We start from the raw sequence: 16,068 nt of genomic DNA on the forward strand, positions 1-16,068 counted from the left end.
GGTTGTGTGTTGTGGCTGGGGGGGGGGGGGGGGGGGGGGGGGGGGGGGGGGGGGGGGGGGGGGGGGGGGGGGGGGGGGGGCGCCCCCCCCCCCCCCCCCCCCACACCGATCAAGCGGCGACGTACACCGAGATGCTGCGGCCCTTTTCGCTGTACGGCTTGCGGTCCCAGTCGGAGTAGCGGTCGCGGAGGACCAGCCCGGCCTCGGTCGCCATCGCGTCCAGCTGGTCGACGTCGAAGTAGCGGAAGCGGACCGGGTACAGCTGGATGCCCTGGTTCGAGATCATGATGCTCTGCTGGCTGATCACCTGTGCGCCGGGATCGAGTTGCGCAGCCGAAAGGACGACGAAGTTCGCGTCGAGCAGCGACGTCTCGACGTACTGGTTGTCGACGAACCGCTCGGGCTCGGGCTCCCAGGACTCCAGCACCAGACGACCCTCCGGGTGTAGCTGGCCGACTGTCTGGCGCAGGTACTCCACCTGCTCCTTCTCGGACAGCAGGTTGCCCAGACCGTTCTGCAGCAGGTAGATCAGGTCGTACCGCATGGGCGGCTGCGTGCTCAGCATGTCGCCGACGAGCACCTCGACGAGTTCGCCGCCCGGTTTGCCGCGCAGCTGTTCGGCCATCGCGGTACTGACCTCGATGCCGTGCACCGAGTAGCCGGCCTGGGTCAGCGGAATGGCGATGCGCCCGGTGCCCACGCACGGCTCGAGCACGTGCTGCCCACCCGCTTCGGAGGAGAGGAACTCGACAGTCCTCTGGTTCTCCTCCTCGTCGACGTTGAGGAAGTCGAACACCGGGGCCATCGTGTCGCCGTAGGAACTTGGAGTGTAATTCTCCATGGCAACTTCCTCTCCTATTCGCGTGCAGGGGTTCCAGTGGTGTTCTGCAGCGTAACAACGCGCACTCTTAATCCGGTATCTGCTCGGAATTGAAAAGCGCCGGGCGGCTTGCCGTGGCAATTGGACAATTGCTAGGAAGAGTCGTGCGGAAAATACTCGTTTCGTTCCTGGTGGCCTCCCTGGCGGGGGCGAGCTTCTCCGTGCCGGCGCGCGGGGAGGGGGAGACCGGCGACTACGCGGAGGCGGTCCGCGAGCTGGTCCACGTCGAGACTTCGGCCGACACCGACGGTGACGGCGCACCCGACCGCGTGGCCGCTTACGTGATCCGCCCGCGCAGCACCGAACGCGGCCATCGGGTCCCGGTGATCATCGAGACCGATCCCTACTGGGCGGGGCTGGTGGACGTCGCACCGCACCCGGCCGAGGTGCGGACGGCACCGGAGCTGGCGCCGTGGCAGCCACCCGTGGGCGGGGGTCCGAGCGACTACTCCGGCGGCTACTACGACAACTACTTCGTGCCCCGTGGCTACGCGGTGGTGGAGATGGCCTCGCTCGGCACCGGGGACTCCGGCGGTTGTCCCAGCACCGGTGGCAAGGCCGAAGGCGAGGCCGTCAAGGCGGTCGCGGAATGGCTCAACGGCCGGCGAACAGCGTGGGGCGCGGACGGCTCGAAGGTGTCCGCGAACTGGTCGACCGGCGCGTCGGCGCTGGTGGGCCTGTCCTACGGAGCGTCGCTCGCACTGGGCGGAGCCGTCGCGGGTGCGCCTGGGGTGCGTGCCGTCGTGGCCTCGGCCGCCGTGACCGACTGGTACCGCTACTACCGGGCCAACGGCGCGCACGCCGCGGCTCGCGGGTACGCGGGAGACGACGCCGACCAGCACGCCAAGCTCCTGCTCACCGGAAGCGACCCGAGGCGGTGCGAAAGCCACATCCGGCGCATGGAACAGGAGATGGACCATGTCTCCGGTGATCGCAACGCCTTCTGGGACGACCGCGACCTCACGCGTGATCTTCGGAAGCTGAAAGCGGCGGTGTTCCTGGTCGCGGGCCTCAACGACGACAACGTCCGCGCCTCGCACAGCACCCGGATGTGGCAGGCCCTGGAGCGCGCGGGTGTCGAACGGCGCATGTGGCTGCACCAGGGCGGGCACGACGACCCCATCGACGTGCGCGGCGCCGAGTGGCTCCGCACGGCCGAACCCTACTTCGACCACCACCTGCGTGGACGCGACACCGGGTGGGACCGGGGCCCGGTGGTGTCGGTCGAGACCGGACCCGGCCGCTGGGCGGACCACCGGCGCTGGCCCGCCCCCGGCATTCGCGAGACCGCCATCTCCGGTTCCGGCACCGCCGTGTTCGTGGACGACCCGGCGCTCACCGCCGCGGACCTCGTCACCGCCGGCGGCATCCAGGTGGCCACCACCGAGCGGCTGGCGCGGCCCACTCGGGTGTCTGGCAGTGCGGACATCACCGTGCGTGCCTCCGTCGACGGCCCCGCGCCCTACCTGACCGCGCTCCTGGTGGACCTAGGCGACGCGGACCGCGTCGTCGGACGCACCACGACGGACCAGCGGTGGTGTTTCGCGCCGGTGACCGCCGAGGATGCCTACGGGTGCCGCCAGAGGACGGAGCCGGTCGTCGAACGAGCCCCGTTCCGCATTCTCAGCCGCGGATGGCTGGACGTGCGCAACCGCGTTTCCGAATACCGGCAAGACGACCTCGACCCGACGAGGTACTACTCGTTCAACTGGCGCACAGAACCCACCGATCACGTGGTTCCGGCCGGACATCGGATTGGAATCGTGCTGATCGGCACCGATCGTGAGCACACATTGCGCTATCCGGGCGGGACTCGGATCACGGTCGACCTCGAAAGGAGCAGTGTTCGCATACCGCTGGTCACCGCACATCGGTGAGCGTGTCGGGTTCCATCCGATATGTTGGGTTCATTCCTTTTGAGAACCCACCTGTCGAGGACGGGAGACCCCCACGTGACCCTCAACGACGCCGAGAATCCCTGGCAGAACCACCCGGCTGGCTTTGTCGAGATCCGCGGCGCCCGCACGCACAACCTGAAAGGGGTGTCACTGCGCATTCCCCGTGGACTCGTCGTGGCTTTCACGGGTGTCAGCGGCAGCGGCAAGACGTCGCTGGCGATCGACACGATCCACGCCGAGGCGCAACTGCGTTATCTGGAAGGCCTTTCGCCGTTCGTGCGGCAGTACATCAGTGTGCGGGACCGCCCGAAGGTGGACCGCATCACCGGCCTGGGAGCCACCCTGGCGGTGGACCAGCGCAAGCTCAACCGCAACCCGCGGTCGACGGTGGCCACCCTGACCGGCGTGGACGGCTACCTCGGCCTGCTGTTCTCCCGGCTGCCGGGCCTCTCCGACCCTGCGGCCGCGGAACTCACCGCCGCGCACTTCGACCGGTACTCACCGGAGGGCCGTTGCCCGGGCTGTCACGGGATGGGCGGGCTGCTGCGCGCCGCCCAGGAACTCATCATCACCAAGCCGGAGCTTCCGCTGACCGAGGGCGCCTCGCCGTGGTTCGAGAAGTGGCGCTCCAACGAGCAGGTGGCGGTGCCGGCACTCGCGGTCAAGCGCGGCGTGAACCTGAAGCTGCCGTGGCTGGAACTGCCCGAGTCGTTCCGGCACGAGGTGTTGCACGGCACCGGTGACGAGGTGATCGAGACGAGCGCGACCGTCGCGATGCGCAAGGAGGACTCGGAAGTCACGTTCTCCTGGAAGCAGCCGATGCGGGGTGCGCTCGCGGAGATCGAACGGCTCTACGGCGCCGCGGGCACCGAGTCGGCCAAGCAGCGCTATGCCAAGTACATGAAGCTGCTGCCGTGCACGACGTGCGGTGGCGATGGCATGGGCGAGGCCGCGCACGGCATCAGGCTCGGCGCCATGACCTACGACCAGGTCGTCGACCACGAGATCCGCGACGTGCGGCGCTGGTCGGCGGAACTGCCCGCGCAGCTCGACGCGGCGCAGCGCGAGGTGGGCGGCCCTCTGCTGCAGGAGTTGGACAAGCGGCTGCGGCTCCTCGACAGGCTCGGCCTGGCACACGTCCAGCTCGGCCGCAGCGCGACGTCGTTGTCCGGCGGTGAGCTCCAGCGCACGCGACTCGCGGCGCAGCTCGGCACGGATCTGGCGGGCATGCTGTTCGTCCTGGACGAGCCAGGCGCCGGACTGCACCCGGCAGACAAGAGCCATCTGGTGGACATCACCGCGGAACTGCGCGACGCGGGCAACACGGTCCTGCTGGTGGAGCACGACCCGGAACTGGTCTCCCGCGCGGACTGGGTGGTGGACATCGGTCCCGGTGCGGGCCGGCTCGGTGGCAACCTGGTCGCGGCCGGCACGCCCGCCGAGATCGCGGCGACGCCCGAGTCGGTCACCGGTCGCTTCCTGCGCGGTCCCGGACAGCGGGTGTCCCGTGCGGCGAGGCCGGTGGACTCGTCGACGCGGTGGTTGTCGCTGCGCGGAGTCAAGGTGCACAACGTCGACGTCGAGGAGGTGCGCATCCCGCTGGGCCGCCTGACGTGCTTCACCGGCGTCAGCGGCAGCGGCAAGTCCAGCTTGCTGCACGAGGCGCTGGGTGAGGGGATGCGCGCGGCGTTGGCGGGGGAGTCGTGCGACGCCGTCCGGGAGGTGGACCCCGCGGGGATCTCCTGGGTCGCCGTGGTCGACCAGGAGCCGATCGGCCGGACTCCTCGTTCCAACCCGGCCACGTACACCAAGGCGTTCGACCACATCCGCACGCTGTTCGCCGGTACCGCGGGTGCGAAGGAACGCGGACTCAAGGCGTCTGCGTTCTCGTTCAACGCTGCGGGCGGGCGGTGCGAGGACTGCACCGGCTACGGCCGGCGACTGGTCAACATGCACTTCCTGCCGGACGTGTGGGTGATCTGTGAGACGTGCGACGGCAAGCGGTTCAAGCCCGAGGTCCTCGAGGTCACCTACCGCGACCTGACGATCGACGACGTGCTGGCCATGACGGTGGAGGAAGCGGCGGAGCACTTCACCGCTCCGGCGGCGCTCGCCGGCGTTCTCACGGCGTTGCGCGAGGTCGGACTGGGCTACCTGCAGCTCGGGCAGAGCGCGACCGAGCTCTCCGGCGGTGAGGCGCAACGGCTGAAGCTGGCGACGGCGATCCACCGCGGCAGCACGGGCCGCTCGCCGGGGCTGATCGTGCTGGACGAACCGGTGTCCGGCCTGCACCCTGCGGACGTGCAGCGCATGGTGGACGCGTTCGACCTGTTGCTGGACGCGGGGAGCACGGTCGTCCTCGCCGAGCACGACCTGCACGTCGCAGCCGCGGCCGACTGGCTAGTCGACATGGGGCCCGGTGCGGGTGGCGCCGGTGGCCGTGTTGTCGCCGAGGGCACGGTGGAACAGGTGCGTGGCGCGGACAGCTCGACCGCGGGCTATCTGCGGCGCATCGCGGAGGACCGGCCGATGCTGGACCTGCCTGAGTAGCACCGGGTGGGTGGGCCCGCAATACGTCCGGGCCCACCCAGCCGGTCGGCTTCACTCCTGGCGCCGCCCGTAGCGCGAACGCAGGTCCGGAGATTCGGCCAGCAACTCGGCGAACGTGCCGCGGGCCTCGATCCGGCCGTTCTTCATCAGCAGCACCTGGTCGGCCCTCTCCATGACCGCGGGCCGGTGCGACACCGCCAGGCAGGTCGCACCCGTGGCGAAGACGCGCTGCCACAGCTCCCGTTCGGTCTCGACGTCGAGAGCGCTCGACAGGTCGTCCATCACGAGCAGTTCGGGCTCGCGGGCGAACATGCGGGCCGCCGCTGTCCGCTGGATCTGCCCACCGGACAACCGCACGCCCCGCACACCGATCTCGGTCTCCAGGCCCTCGTCGAACTGCTCGAGGTCCGGTTCCATCACGGCCGTGTGCACTGCGCGTTCGAGCCTGCCGTCATCAGGCAGGCCCAGCAGGACGTTCTCCCGGATCGTCCCCGACAGCAGCGCCGGGTTCTGCGGCGTGTACGCCACCCGAGGCGGGACGAAGAAGTCGCCGGGGGATCCGACGTCCTGGCCGTTCCACAGCACCTCGCCGTCCTGCCGTTCGTACAGGCCGAGGACCGCCCGCAGCAGCGTCGTCTTGCCCGACCCGACCTCGCCGGTCACCACGGTGACCGTGCCCGCCCGGAGCTCGAGCGAGACGTCCCGAACACCTTGGGCCGACTCGGGGAACACGTGGCTGAGCGACCGGACCTCCAGGGACCGGAACGGTTCCTGGACCGGCGCCGGAGGAGGCGTCGGTGGCGGGTCCTCGCGCAGGTGCAGCTCGGCGCGGTCGACCAGGCTCATCGGGGGTGCGCCCCGCAGCAGTGACACCGCACGGGAGAACGCAACCCCGGACTGCTGGTACGTGCGCACCAGGTAGCCCATGAATCCGGTGTAGTCCGACACCTGCATCAGGTAGGTGGAGAACAGCACGAAGTCACCGATGGTGAACTCGCCGGTGCGCATCTGCCCGGCGGCGAACAGCAGCGTCAACCCGGCGCCGAGGCTCGCCGTCGAGTTGAACACCGAGTCCAGTGCGAGGCTCTGCACCTTGTCCCGGATCATCGCGCGCTTGCGCAGGGCGTTGTGCTCCCGCAGCCGGGCGACGACCTGCTGTTCCTTGTGCGCGGCCTTGATCCCGCGCACGGCGACGACGATCTCGCCGATCGTGCCGGTCACCTGCGCGGTGGCGGCACGGCTCTGCTCGCGGATCTTGTACGCCTTGGCGCGGGCCAGCTGGGCCAGGGCGAGCACGAGCGCCAGCGGCACCATGACCACCAGCGTGATCTGAACGTCCACGGACAGCAGGATGATCAGCCCGCCACCCGCGAAGATCAGCGCCGACAGCATGTCGAAGCCCCAGCCGCCCATCATCGCGATGGCGTCGCTGTCGTCGCGCACCGTCGACACCGTCTCGCCCACCGAGCCCGAGGTCGCACTGGCCCCCGGACGGCGGAAGATGCGGTGCAACATGTTGTGCTGCACGAGGCCCCGCGCCCGCAGGTACCAGCCGGCCCAGGCGACGGTGGCTCCGAGGATCGCCACGCTGCGCGCGAGACCCGCCGCCACCACGATCGCGACGACCGTCCACACCGTGAAGCCGAGCGCGGCGCGGCCCTCGAGGACGTCGAACAGCGCCTTGCCCAGCAGTCCGGGCAGCAGCGGCCAGAGGTGGAACACCATCCACCCGAGCGCGGCCAGCAGGTAGCGCCAAGGGCTGTAGGCGATCAACCGTGCGAGGAACTTGAGGGTCGGTGGAGCCGTCGTCTTCGTCTCGTCGGTCTTGGTGCTCACCTGGTCACCTCCCCGACGCGGTGCAGCGCGGCCAGGTGCGACGCGGGATCGGCGAGCAGGTCGAGCGTCGCGCCCCGCTCCAGGACCGTCCCCCGGTCGAGCACCAGCACCTGGTCCGCCCTCCGGATGGTGTCCAGCCGGTGCGCGATGATGATCACCGTCCTCCCGGCGAGCAGCCGGTCCAGCGCCCGCTCCACCATCGCCTCCGTGGCCAGGTCGAGCTTGCTCGACGGTTCGTCCAGGATCACCAGCCCGGGGTCCTTGAGGAACACGCGGGCCAGGTTGATCAGTTGTGCCTGTCCTGACGACAGGGCCTTCGGTGAGATCGGTGACGACAGCCCGTCCGGCAGGCCGTCCAGCCACGACCGGAGTTCCAGCGCCTCCAGGATCTCCAGCAGACGTTCGTCCGGCACCGCGGGATCGAAGAACGTCAGGTTCTCCCGCAGCGTCGCCTCGAACACGTGCACGTCCTGCGTCACGAACCCGCACTGCGACCGCAGCGACGACAGCGACAACGACCGCGCGTCCATCCCGTCGAGCAGGACCTTGCCGTGCACCGGGTCGTACATCCTGAACAACAGGTGGGCGATCGTGCTCTTGCCCGCGCCCGTGCGGCCCACCAGGCCCAGCGTGGTGCCCGGCTCCAGGCGGAACGACAGGTCGTCGAGCACCTTCTTGCGTTCCACCTCCCCGTCGTCGCCGGTGCCGGTGTACTCGAACCCGACGTGGTCGAACTCGACCGACAGCGGGCCGGCGGGAAGCGCTTTCTCGCCGTCGGTGAGCTTGGAGGAGAACCCGAACATCTCGGAGATGCGCCGGATCGCCGCCTTGGCCTGTTGCAAGCCCTGCACCTGTTCGCGCAGGACCTCGATCGGGGTGTTGAGCATGGTGGCGAAGGCGACCACGAGGTACGTGTTCGCCAGCGAGATTTCGCCGTTCTGGTAGAAGAAGCCGCCATAACCGAACGCGAACGCGGTGCTGGCGGTGAACACCAGCGACATCACGATCCAGATCGTGCTGCTCCACGCCTCGGCCCGGACCTTGACCGGCAGCCACGAGCGCAACCGCCGGTGGAACCGGTTCATGGCGTGCTGCGTCGCCGCCGACGACCGGAGGTCCTCCGTCGCGCGGATCGACTCGCTGACGTAGCCGATCAGCTGCGCGCTCTGCTCCCTGTCGTCCTCCCACTTCGCGGTGGCCTTCGCAGTCACCTTGCTCAGCAGGAAGAACCCGACGACGTTGATCGCGGCGAAGGTGAGGCCGATGCGCCAGTCGACGACCGTCATCGCGATGATGAGGCCCAGCACCAGCAGCGCGTTGCCGACCAGTTGGACGATCAGGCTGGAGAAGAACTCGGCGACCTGGTTCACGTCACCGTCGATGCGCTCGATCAGCTCCCCGGGCGAGCGCGACTCGTGGAAGGTCAGGTCCAGGTCGAGGACGTGCGCGGAGAGGTCTTCTCTCACCGCGTTGGTGGCCGTCCACGACACGCGTTCGCTCGCGTAGGCGGCGATGACCCTCGTGATCTGACGCACCGCCGCGACCCCGAGGAAGATCAGTGCGATGGTGATGAGGGTCCGCTCCGCGGAGCCCAGTTGGATCGACTCGATGAACCGCGCGACGATGAGCGGTTCGGCTATCTCCAGGGTGATCGAGGTGACCAGCAGCAACGCCATGGCCAGAACGCTTCCGCGCTGCGGCCCCAGGTATGAGCGCAGAAGGCGCCATGGCGTCGTGGGGGACGCCGACTTCACAGCCCCGTTCCCCTCACGGCGCCTGCGGCGTGGTGGAGCGGTGTTGGTGGAAACATGGGTGTCCCGTCAGTACGTGGTGGGTTTGATCATTCGGACTATAGCGGTCCGTTATCAACCGATTACTGCCCGCATGACCGTTTCACCGTTCGACGAGGTCATAGCTGTCCAGGCACTTGCCGGCCAACGCCGCGCACGCTTCGGTATCGCTCTCGCGCACGATGGCGGGCAGGTAGACGTGCGGTGAACCGTGGTAGAAGCGCTCGTACTGGTCGTGCCGCCCGGCGAACTCACTGCCCAGCGCGTCCCACGCGAGCTTGAACAGCTTGATGCGACGCTCCGAGTCGTACCCCGGCGAACGCACGTACTTGCCGAGCAGACCCGCGACCTCCGGCTGCAGCAGATCGCGGTAGGAGGACGGCAGCTGGATGAGCCCGCCACCGGCCAGCAGCTTGATCTCGTTGAGCACCTTGGGATACAGCTCCGGGCCGGTGGCGAGCTGGGCGTGCGCGATCTCGCGGTTGGGCATCACGCCCTCGCCGCCCGGAACGGGTTCGCAGTTCTCCTCCATCGCCACGACGAGCGCCTTGGCGGTGTTGAGCCACGCCAGGAGCTTCCCGATCTGCATCCGCACGGGAGGCAGGTCGTAGGTGTTGTTCGCGCGAGCGATGAGGATCGCGACACCGGTCAGGAACTCGAGCTTGGTCCAGAACCTGGTGGCGCCGTGGTGGATGAACGACAGGAACGCCGGCGTCTTCCAGAACTGGAGGTGGCACACTTCGGGGTCGCGGTAGGCGAACACCCGCTCCCACGGCACAAAGACGTTGTCGTACACCACAAGCGCGTCGTTCTCGTCGAAACGAGAGGACAGCGGGTAGTCGAACACGCTGCTTGCCTTGGCCTCGTAGGACGCGCGGCTGATGAACCGCACGCCCGGCGAGGACACCGGCACCGAGAAGCTCAGGGCGTAGTCCGCCTCGGACGGCGCCATGCGCTGCGTGACGCCCACGAAGATCTCGTCGCCGAACGCCGCCGCGGTGCCGATCATCTTCGCGCCGCGCACGACGATCCCGTCGTCACGCTCCCGCACCACGCGCAGGTAGAGGTCGTCCTCCTCCTGCTCCGACGGCGCCTTCGTGCGATCGACTTGGGGATTCACCAGGGTGTGCGCCTGGTACAGGTCGCCTTCCGCCATCCGCCGCCAGTGCGCGAGGATGTTGGCCGAGCCGTCGAACGACGCACCCTCGAGGATGCCGGGAGCGGCGGCGAAGCCCGCGACCGCGGAGGCCATGTAGTCCGGCGAGCGGCCGAAGAAGCCGAAGCTGGCCTCCGACCACCTTTTGAAGGCCTTTCCCTTGGCGCGCAGTTCATCGCGCGTGCGCGGGATCTGGTACGCGCGAGACACCGGTTCGTCGAACCCAGGCAGGGCAACGGTCAGGGCGTCGGAGTGCACGGGTTCGTGCGTCATGTCGTACAGGTCAGCGATGGAGCGGACCGACCTCCGGAACGCGGGGTGCGTGGTGAGGTCGTCCACTCGCTCGCCGTCTAGCCAGATCTCGCGGCCGTCCCTCAAGGCCTGGAGGTAGTCCTTGCCGGTCCTCGTCACGTCGTCGTCCTCCGGAAGTCGGTCGCGGGAATCTGTCCGGCGAGGCCGCGCAACGGGGTCCGCGCCTTGAGTAACATCTCCTCGAACTCCTCGTCGGGCACGGAGTCGAGGACGATCGCGCCGCCGGCTCCGACGGTGAGCGTTCCCGCGTGCGCCACCGCTGTTCTGATCACGATGTTCAGGTCGGCCGTACCGGTGAGGGAGAGGAATCCGAGCGCACCGGAGTAGACACCGCGGGCGGTGACCTCCAGCTGGTCGATGATCTCCATCGTCCGGAGCTTGGGTGCCCCGGTCATCGAGCCGCCGGGGAAGCACGCCCGCACGCAGTCGATCAGGTCGACGTCCGGGTTCAGCCTCCCGCGCACGGTGGACACGAGCTGGTGCACCGTCGTGTAGCTCTCCACCGCCATGAACCGCGGCACGTGCACCGAACCCACCTCGCACACCCGTCCGAGGTCGTTGCGCAGCAGGTCGACGATCATGAGGTTCTCGGCAAAGACCTTGGGATCGCTGGTCAACCGGGCGCGGTGCTCTTCGTCGCGCACGGGATCCGGATCGCGGGACGTGGTGCCCTTGATGGGTTTGGCCTCGACGGTGCCGTCACGGCCGACGCGCAGGAACCGCTCCGGTGAGGAGCACAGCACCGACATGTCACCCAGTCGCAGGAAGGCCGCGTACGGGGCGGGGTTGGCACGGCGCTGCGCGAGGTAGAGGCGCAGCGGATCCGCGTCGGGTGCCTCCAGTCGGCTCTGCGTGGTCAGGCAGATCTCGTAGCTCTCGCCCGCGTGCAGCTGCCGTCGGCACTCGTCGATGTCGGCGAGGTAGCCGTCGCGCTCGCGCAGCAGGCCCGCCTCCGGGTCGAGGCCCGCGTCGTCGTGGTCGCCGCCGAGGGGTCCGAGCCGGTCGAGCACCTGTCCGGTTTCGTCCAGCCAGGTCTCGACGTCCTCGCCGGAGCGGGTGAGGGCGAGCAGGTGGGTCGTGTGCTGCTCGTGGTCGACGACGACGAGCCGGGTCGCTGACAACCACATCGCGTCGGGGGTGTCGGCAGTGTGCCGGTTGGGGGAGCCCAGCTCTGCCTTGAGCTCGTAGCCCAGGTATCCGACGTAACCGCCCACGAGGTCGAACGGGACGTCGGGCGGGTCGAGCAGGGGCTCGGTGAGGCGCTCGCGCAGTGCGTCGAACACCGAAGTCTCGACCGTCGTGGTCCCGTCGGCGGTGAGCACCGACAGACCCGTCCCGAGCCGGTAGGTCAGCACCTCGCCGTCGGGACCGTCCGGGGCGCCCAGGAACGAGAACCGCGACAAGCCGGCGTCCACGCGGCTGCTGTCCAGCCAGAACGCGTGCCGTCGGTCGGCGAACAGGGCGACGAACGCCGCTTCGGTGTCCACCTCGCGGTCCAGTTGCCGGTGCGCCGCCCGCCAGCCGCGTTGCGGCTTCGCGAGCTCCGGGGAGGGCAGGGGCCGCTCGACGGTGATCGGCGTGGGCGCGGAGCGTGCCACGCCACGGCCGCGTTCGGCGGAGACCTTGCCCGCGAGCCGGCCGAAGTTCTCCACGATCCGCGCGCCGTGCTCCGAGGAGATCGACTCGGGGTGGAACTGCACGCCCCACAACGGCCGTGTGCGGTGCCTCAGCCCCATGAGCACACCGTCTTCCGCCCAGGCGGTGGCCACGATGTCGGGCGGGAGGCCCTCGGCGGGCACGCACAACGAGTGGTAGCGGACCGCCACGAACTCCTGCGGCACGCCGTCGAACAGGTCCTCACCGAGGTGGCGCACCCTCGTGAGGTGCCCGTGCCTCGGGGCAGGGGCTTCGACCACCTCCGCTCCCGCGAGCAGCCCGATGGCCTGGTGGCCGAGGCAGACGCCGAGCAGCGGGACTGTCGTGTTCTCGATGACCGCGCGGGCGGCGCCGAGGTCCCGGGCCCTTCCTGGGTGTCCCGGTCCGGGGGAGACGACGACGGCGTCGAAGTCCTCGACCTCCAGCGCGCCGAGGCGGGGGTCGTCGTTGGTCAGCACCACCGGCGACTTCTCGAACACCCCTGCCATGAGCTGGAACAGGTTGTAGGTGTACGAGTCATGGTTGTCGATGAGCAGTGTGCGCATGCATCTCCCCATTGTCGACCACGGCGCGATGTGGCACCGAGCGGCGTCGGCACATTGTCAGTAAATGGCGCTTCGACGAGGCCGGTCAATGTGTGGATACCGGCGTGAGAGCAGGTCAAGAGTGCGGAACCAGGCGGAGACCGAGGTGAGAACCAGCTCCGTTAGGGTCGGGTGCGCACTGTGTTGTTGCAATTCTCTGCGCATTTGAGGAGTGGTGAAGGCATGACCGCCGATCAATGGGGGACGGGTGTCTATTTCTGATGAGGACCTGGCGTCGCTGATCGGGATCAGGCATTTCGAGTCGGCTTTGCTGCGCATGTTCGGCGCGGGTGAGCTGAACGGCACCACGCACACGTGCCTCGGCCAGGAGCACGTTCCGGTCGCCCTCGCCCCGCTGCTGCACGACGACTTCGTGCTGAGCAACCACCGCGGACACGGGCACTACCTCGCCCGCTACCGCGACCCTGAGGGCCTGCTCGCCGAGATCATGGGACGTGAAGGTGCCGTCTGCTCGGGTGTCGGCGGCAGCCAGCACGTCCACCGCGACGGTTTCCTCTCCACCGGAGTGCAGGGGCAGAGCGTGCCTCTGGCGGTCGGCATCGCGTTGCGCTTCAAGCAGTCCGGGCAACAGCGGGTCGCCGCCGCGTTCATCGGTGACGGCACCTGGGGTGAGGGAGCGGTGTACGAGGGGCTCAACATGGCGGCGCTGTGGCAGGTGCCCGTCCTGGTCCTGGTGGAGCACAACGGGATCGCCCAGTCCACGCCGACCGAGCTCCAGCTCGCCGGCACGATCGGTGCCCGCGCCGCGGCGTTCGGCATCGACTTCACCGAGGTGACCTCCCAGGACGTGGACGAGGTCAGGGCGTTGGTGCGGCCCGTGGTCGAGCGGGTCCGCCACGAACACCGTCCCGCTGTCGTGCAGTTCGCGGTCAACCGGCTCGGACCGCACAGCAAAGGTGACGACACCCGCACCGCGGACGAGATCGAGGCCCTGCGACAGGACGACTGGTACGAGCGGCTCGCCGCCGGGCTCGGGCAGCGCTTCCGCGCCATCGACGACAGGGAACGCGCCGAGGTCGAGCGGGTCGTGGACCAGGTGCGCTCCCGTCCTGCCGCCAGCTGGGCAGCCCTGACGGGAGCCGCCCGATGACCGCACTGATCTCCCTGGTCGCCGACGTGCTGCGGGTGCCGTCGGCCGAGGTGGACTGGGACACCGGAACGGCGACGTCAGCGGCGTGGACGAGCCTGCGGCACGTCGAGCTCGTCATGCGCGTCGAACGCGAGTACGGCGTCAAGCTGACCGCCCGGGAGGCGAGAACCTGCCGTTCGGTGCGCCACCTGCACGACGTTCTCGCGGAGAAGGGGGTGCAGGTGTGACCGCGCCCGAACCGCGGGTCGTCGAAGCGCTCAACCAGGCGCTGCACCGGTTGTTCGCCGAACGCCCCGGCCTGCACCTGCTGGGCGAGGACGTCCTCGACCCCTACGGCGGCGCCTTCAAGGTCACCAGAGGCCTGTCCACCGCCCACCCCGGCCGCGTGCTGAGCACACCGCTGAGCGAGGCCGGCATCGCCGGCGTCTCCGCCGGGCTTGCGCTGGCGGGCGGCGAGGTGGTGCTGGAGGTGATGTTCGGCGACTTCGCCGCGCTGATGTTCGACCAGGTGCTCAACCTGATCTCCAAGTCCGTCACCATGTACGGCCACGTCGTGCCGATGCGGGTGGTGCTGCGGTGCCCGGTCGGGGGTGGGCGCGGGTACGGGCCCACTCACAGCCAAAGCGTGCAGAAGCACTTCCTCGGCATCCCCAACCTGGCCTTGTACGAGACCACTCCGTTCCACGACCCGCACGTCCTGCTGACGCACGCGCTGGACGACGGTCCCGCCGTGCTCTTCGAGGACAAGGTCCTCTACACGCGGCGGATGTTCACCGGCGACGACCTCTTCGAGGTGAAGACGACCGGCGCCTCACCGGGCTGGGCCCACGTCACGGGTCCGGGACCGGCGGACGTCGTGCTGCTATGCCCTGGTGGCGTCGCCCACCGCGCTCTCGCCGCCGCACGCACGCTGCTGGAGCAAGGGGTGCATCTGCACCTGCTCGTCCCGGGCAGGCTGCACCCGCTCGACCTCGACGACGTCCTGCCACTGCTGCGGGAGCCGCGGCTGGTGGCGGTGGCCGAGGAGAGCACCGCAGGGGGCACGTGGGGCGCGGAAGTGGCCGCACAGCTGCATGAAAGGCTCTGGCACGACCTGACCGCGCCGGTGCTGAGACTGTCCTCAAAGGACTCGATCATCCCGTCGTCCCGGCACCTCGAGGAGCAGGTCCTGCTCGGCGAGCACGACATCGTGAGCGGTGTCCTCGAAGCGCTCCGGGCGCCCGTTCGCACGCACGTCGCAGAGAAGCCGGCCGCTGCGTCCAGCGACCTCGCACGACCGGCGACGACCATCACCGCACCGAAGCTCAACAACAACGACGAGGCCTACCTCGTGCTGGCCTGGCTCGTGGAGGACGGTGAGGAGGTCGAGCCGGACACGCCGCTCGTGGAGCTGGAGACGTCCAAGGCGGTGGAGGTCGTCGAGGCGGGCGTGACAGGGCGCGTGAGACTGCTGGCCCAGGAGAACACCGAGGTCGGCGTCGGTGCCGTCCTGGCGGAGGTGATGTCCGCCGACACGCCGCCGGCCGCTGCCGGCACCGCGAGTCCTACCGATGTCGCGGGTCTTACCACCGTTGCGGCCGAACCCGCCGCGGCACTGGCAGACGCCAGGACCCACGTGCTGAGCAAGGCACAGCGCGGGACCGCGGCCGTCGTCACCCGCGCCCACCGCGAGGTCCCGGCGGCGTTCACCGCCGTCGAGGTCGCGGTCGACGCGCTCACCGACCGGCTGCGCCGGTTCTCCGACGACAGCGGCGCCCAGGTCGGCCTCCCGGAGGCGGTCGTCAAGGCCGTCGCCGGCGCGCACCCCGACTTCGCCCACCTCTTCGGCACCCTGGCCGGTGACCACGTGGTCAGCCTGCCGGACGCGCCCCACGTGGCCGTGACGATGGACGTGGGCAACGGCCTCTACACCCCCGTCGTCCGCGACTGCGGCCAACGGTCGATCGCCGACATCGCGGACGACCTGATGGAGCTGCGGATGAAGGCCTGGCGGAGCGAGTTCACCGCCGGCGAGCTCGACGGCGGCACCATCACCGTCTCGCTCAACCTCGACGAGGGCGTCCTGTTCGTCCAGCCCATCGTGATGTGGCCCCAGGTCTGCATGGTGTCGGTCAGCGGCCCCCGCGCGAGCGTGGCGATCGAGGGCGGTGTGCCGGTGCAGCGCAGTGTGGTGACCCTCGGGCTGGCCTACGACCACCGGGTGGTCAACGGCCGTGACGCGGCCGCGTTCCTCCGGGCGGTCGCGGAGTCGCTCAGCGACCCGCAGCGCCTGGACAAGCTCGTCGAGTGAACGGG

General features: G+C 69.3%; 10 protein-coding genes. 5 read left to right on the forward strand and 5 right to left on the reverse strand.

What is annotated here, in order from left to right; translation table 11 throughout:
- Window positions 1-109 precede the first annotated feature (109 nt).
- Window positions 110-841 (reverse strand): methyltransferase domain-containing protein, encoded by a 732-nt coding sequence (locus ACFWN2_RS04325; protein WP_382424835.1) that lies wholly within the window; start codon window positions 839-841, stop codon window positions 110-112.
- 143 nt (window positions 842-984) lie between these two features.
- On the opposite strand from ACFWN2_RS04325, the gene ACFWN2_RS04330 reads away from it, so the two are divergent.
- Both ACFWN2_RS04330 and ACFWN2_RS04335 read left to right on the forward strand, forming a co-directional pair.
- A complete protein-coding gene (locus ACFWN2_RS04330) occupies window positions 985-2,757 on the forward strand; it encodes a CocE/NonD family hydrolase (RefSeq protein WP_382424836.1) in 1,773 nt (590 codons plus the stop codon).
- Window positions 2,758-2,832: 75 nt separating this feature from the next.
- Window positions 2,833-5,328, forward strand: a complete 2,496-nt coding sequence (locus tag ACFWN2_RS04335; RefSeq protein ID WP_382424837.1) for an excinuclease ABC subunit UvrA — start codon at window positions 2,833-2,835, stop codon at window positions 5,326-5,328.
- Window positions 5,329-5,379: 51 nt separating this feature from the next.
- On the opposite strand, the gene ACFWN2_RS04340 is transcribed toward ACFWN2_RS04335, so the two are convergent.
- The 4 genes from ACFWN2_RS04340 to pabB all read right to left on the reverse strand — a co-directional run bounded on the left by ACFWN2_RS04340 (window position 5,380) and on the right by pabB (window position 12,623).
- Window positions 5,380-7,164, reverse strand: a complete 1,785-nt coding sequence (locus tag ACFWN2_RS04340; RefSeq protein ID WP_382424838.1) for an ABC transporter ATP-binding protein — start codon at window positions 7,162-7,164, stop codon at window positions 5,380-5,382.
- A complete protein-coding gene (locus tag ACFWN2_RS04345) occupies window positions 7,161-8,840 on the reverse strand; it encodes an ABC transporter ATP-binding protein (protein ID WP_382424839.1) in 1,680 nt (559 codons plus the stop codon). Before ACFWN2_RS04345 ends, ACFWN2_RS04340 begins: the two co-directional genes overlap by 4 nt.
- Window positions 8,841-9,057: 217 nt before the next feature.
- Window positions 9,058-10,521, reverse strand: coding sequence for a 4-hydroxyphenylacetate 3-hydroxylase family protein (locus tag ACFWN2_RS04350; RefSeq protein WP_382424840.1), 1,464 nt, complete (start codon window positions 10,519-10,521; stop codon window positions 9,058-9,060).
- The gene (gene pabB, locus ACFWN2_RS04355; RefSeq protein WP_382424841.1) at window positions 10,518-12,623 is read right to left on the reverse strand and encodes an aminodeoxychorismate synthase; all 2,106 of its coding nucleotides are present in this window, start codon (window positions 12,621-12,623) and stop codon (window positions 10,518-10,520) included. Before pabB ends, ACFWN2_RS04350 begins: the two co-directional genes overlap by 4 nt.
- Before the next feature lie 247 nt (window positions 12,624-12,870).
- Between pabB and ACFWN2_RS04360 the strand changes: the two genes are divergently transcribed.
- From ACFWN2_RS04360 to ACFWN2_RS04370, 3 genes are read left to right on the forward strand one after another with little or no spacing between them, the layout of a single operon-like run.
- Window positions 12,871-13,773 (forward strand): thiamine pyrophosphate-dependent dehydrogenase E1 component subunit alpha, encoded by a 903-nt coding sequence (locus ACFWN2_RS04360; RefSeq protein WP_382424842.1) that lies wholly within the window; start codon window positions 12,871-12,873, stop codon window positions 13,771-13,773.
- On the forward strand, window positions 13,770-14,000 hold the full coding sequence (locus ACFWN2_RS04365; protein WP_382424843.1) for an acyl carrier protein: 231 nt from the start codon (window positions 13,770-13,772) through the stop codon (window positions 13,998-14,000). Before ACFWN2_RS04360 ends, ACFWN2_RS04365 begins: the two co-directional genes overlap by 4 nt.
- Window positions 13,997-16,063 (forward strand): 2-oxo acid dehydrogenase subunit E2, encoded by a 2,067-nt coding sequence (locus ACFWN2_RS04370; protein ID WP_382424844.1) that lies wholly within the window; start codon window positions 13,997-13,999, stop codon window positions 16,061-16,063. The genes ACFWN2_RS04365 and ACFWN2_RS04370 overlap by 4 nt, the downstream gene beginning before the upstream one ends.
- Window positions 16,064-16,068 lie beyond the last annotated feature (5 nt).

The organism is Lentzea sp. NPDC058436 (assembly GCF_042721515.1).
Taxonomy (GTDB): domain Bacteria; phylum Actinomycetota; class Actinomycetes; order Mycobacteriales; family Pseudonocardiaceae; genus Lentzea.

Excerpts from the sequence above, each read along its gene's own strand:
- ACFWN2_RS04345 (WP_382424839.1), bottom strand. The coding sequence starts at position 8,840 with ATGGCGTTGCTGCTGGTCACCTCGATCACCCTGGAGATAGCCGAACCG.
- ACFWN2_RS04325 (WP_382424835.1), bottom strand. The coding sequence starts at position 841 with ATGGAGAATTACACTCCAAGTTCCTACGGCGACACGATGGCCCCGGTG.
- pabB (WP_382424841.1), bottom strand. The coding sequence starts at position 12,623 with ATGCGCACACTGCTCATCGACAACCATGACTCGTACACCTACAACCTG.
- ACFWN2_RS04365 (WP_382424843.1), top strand. The coding sequence starts at position 13,770 with ATGACCGCACTGATCTCCCTGGTCGCCGACGTGCTGCGGGTGCCGTCG.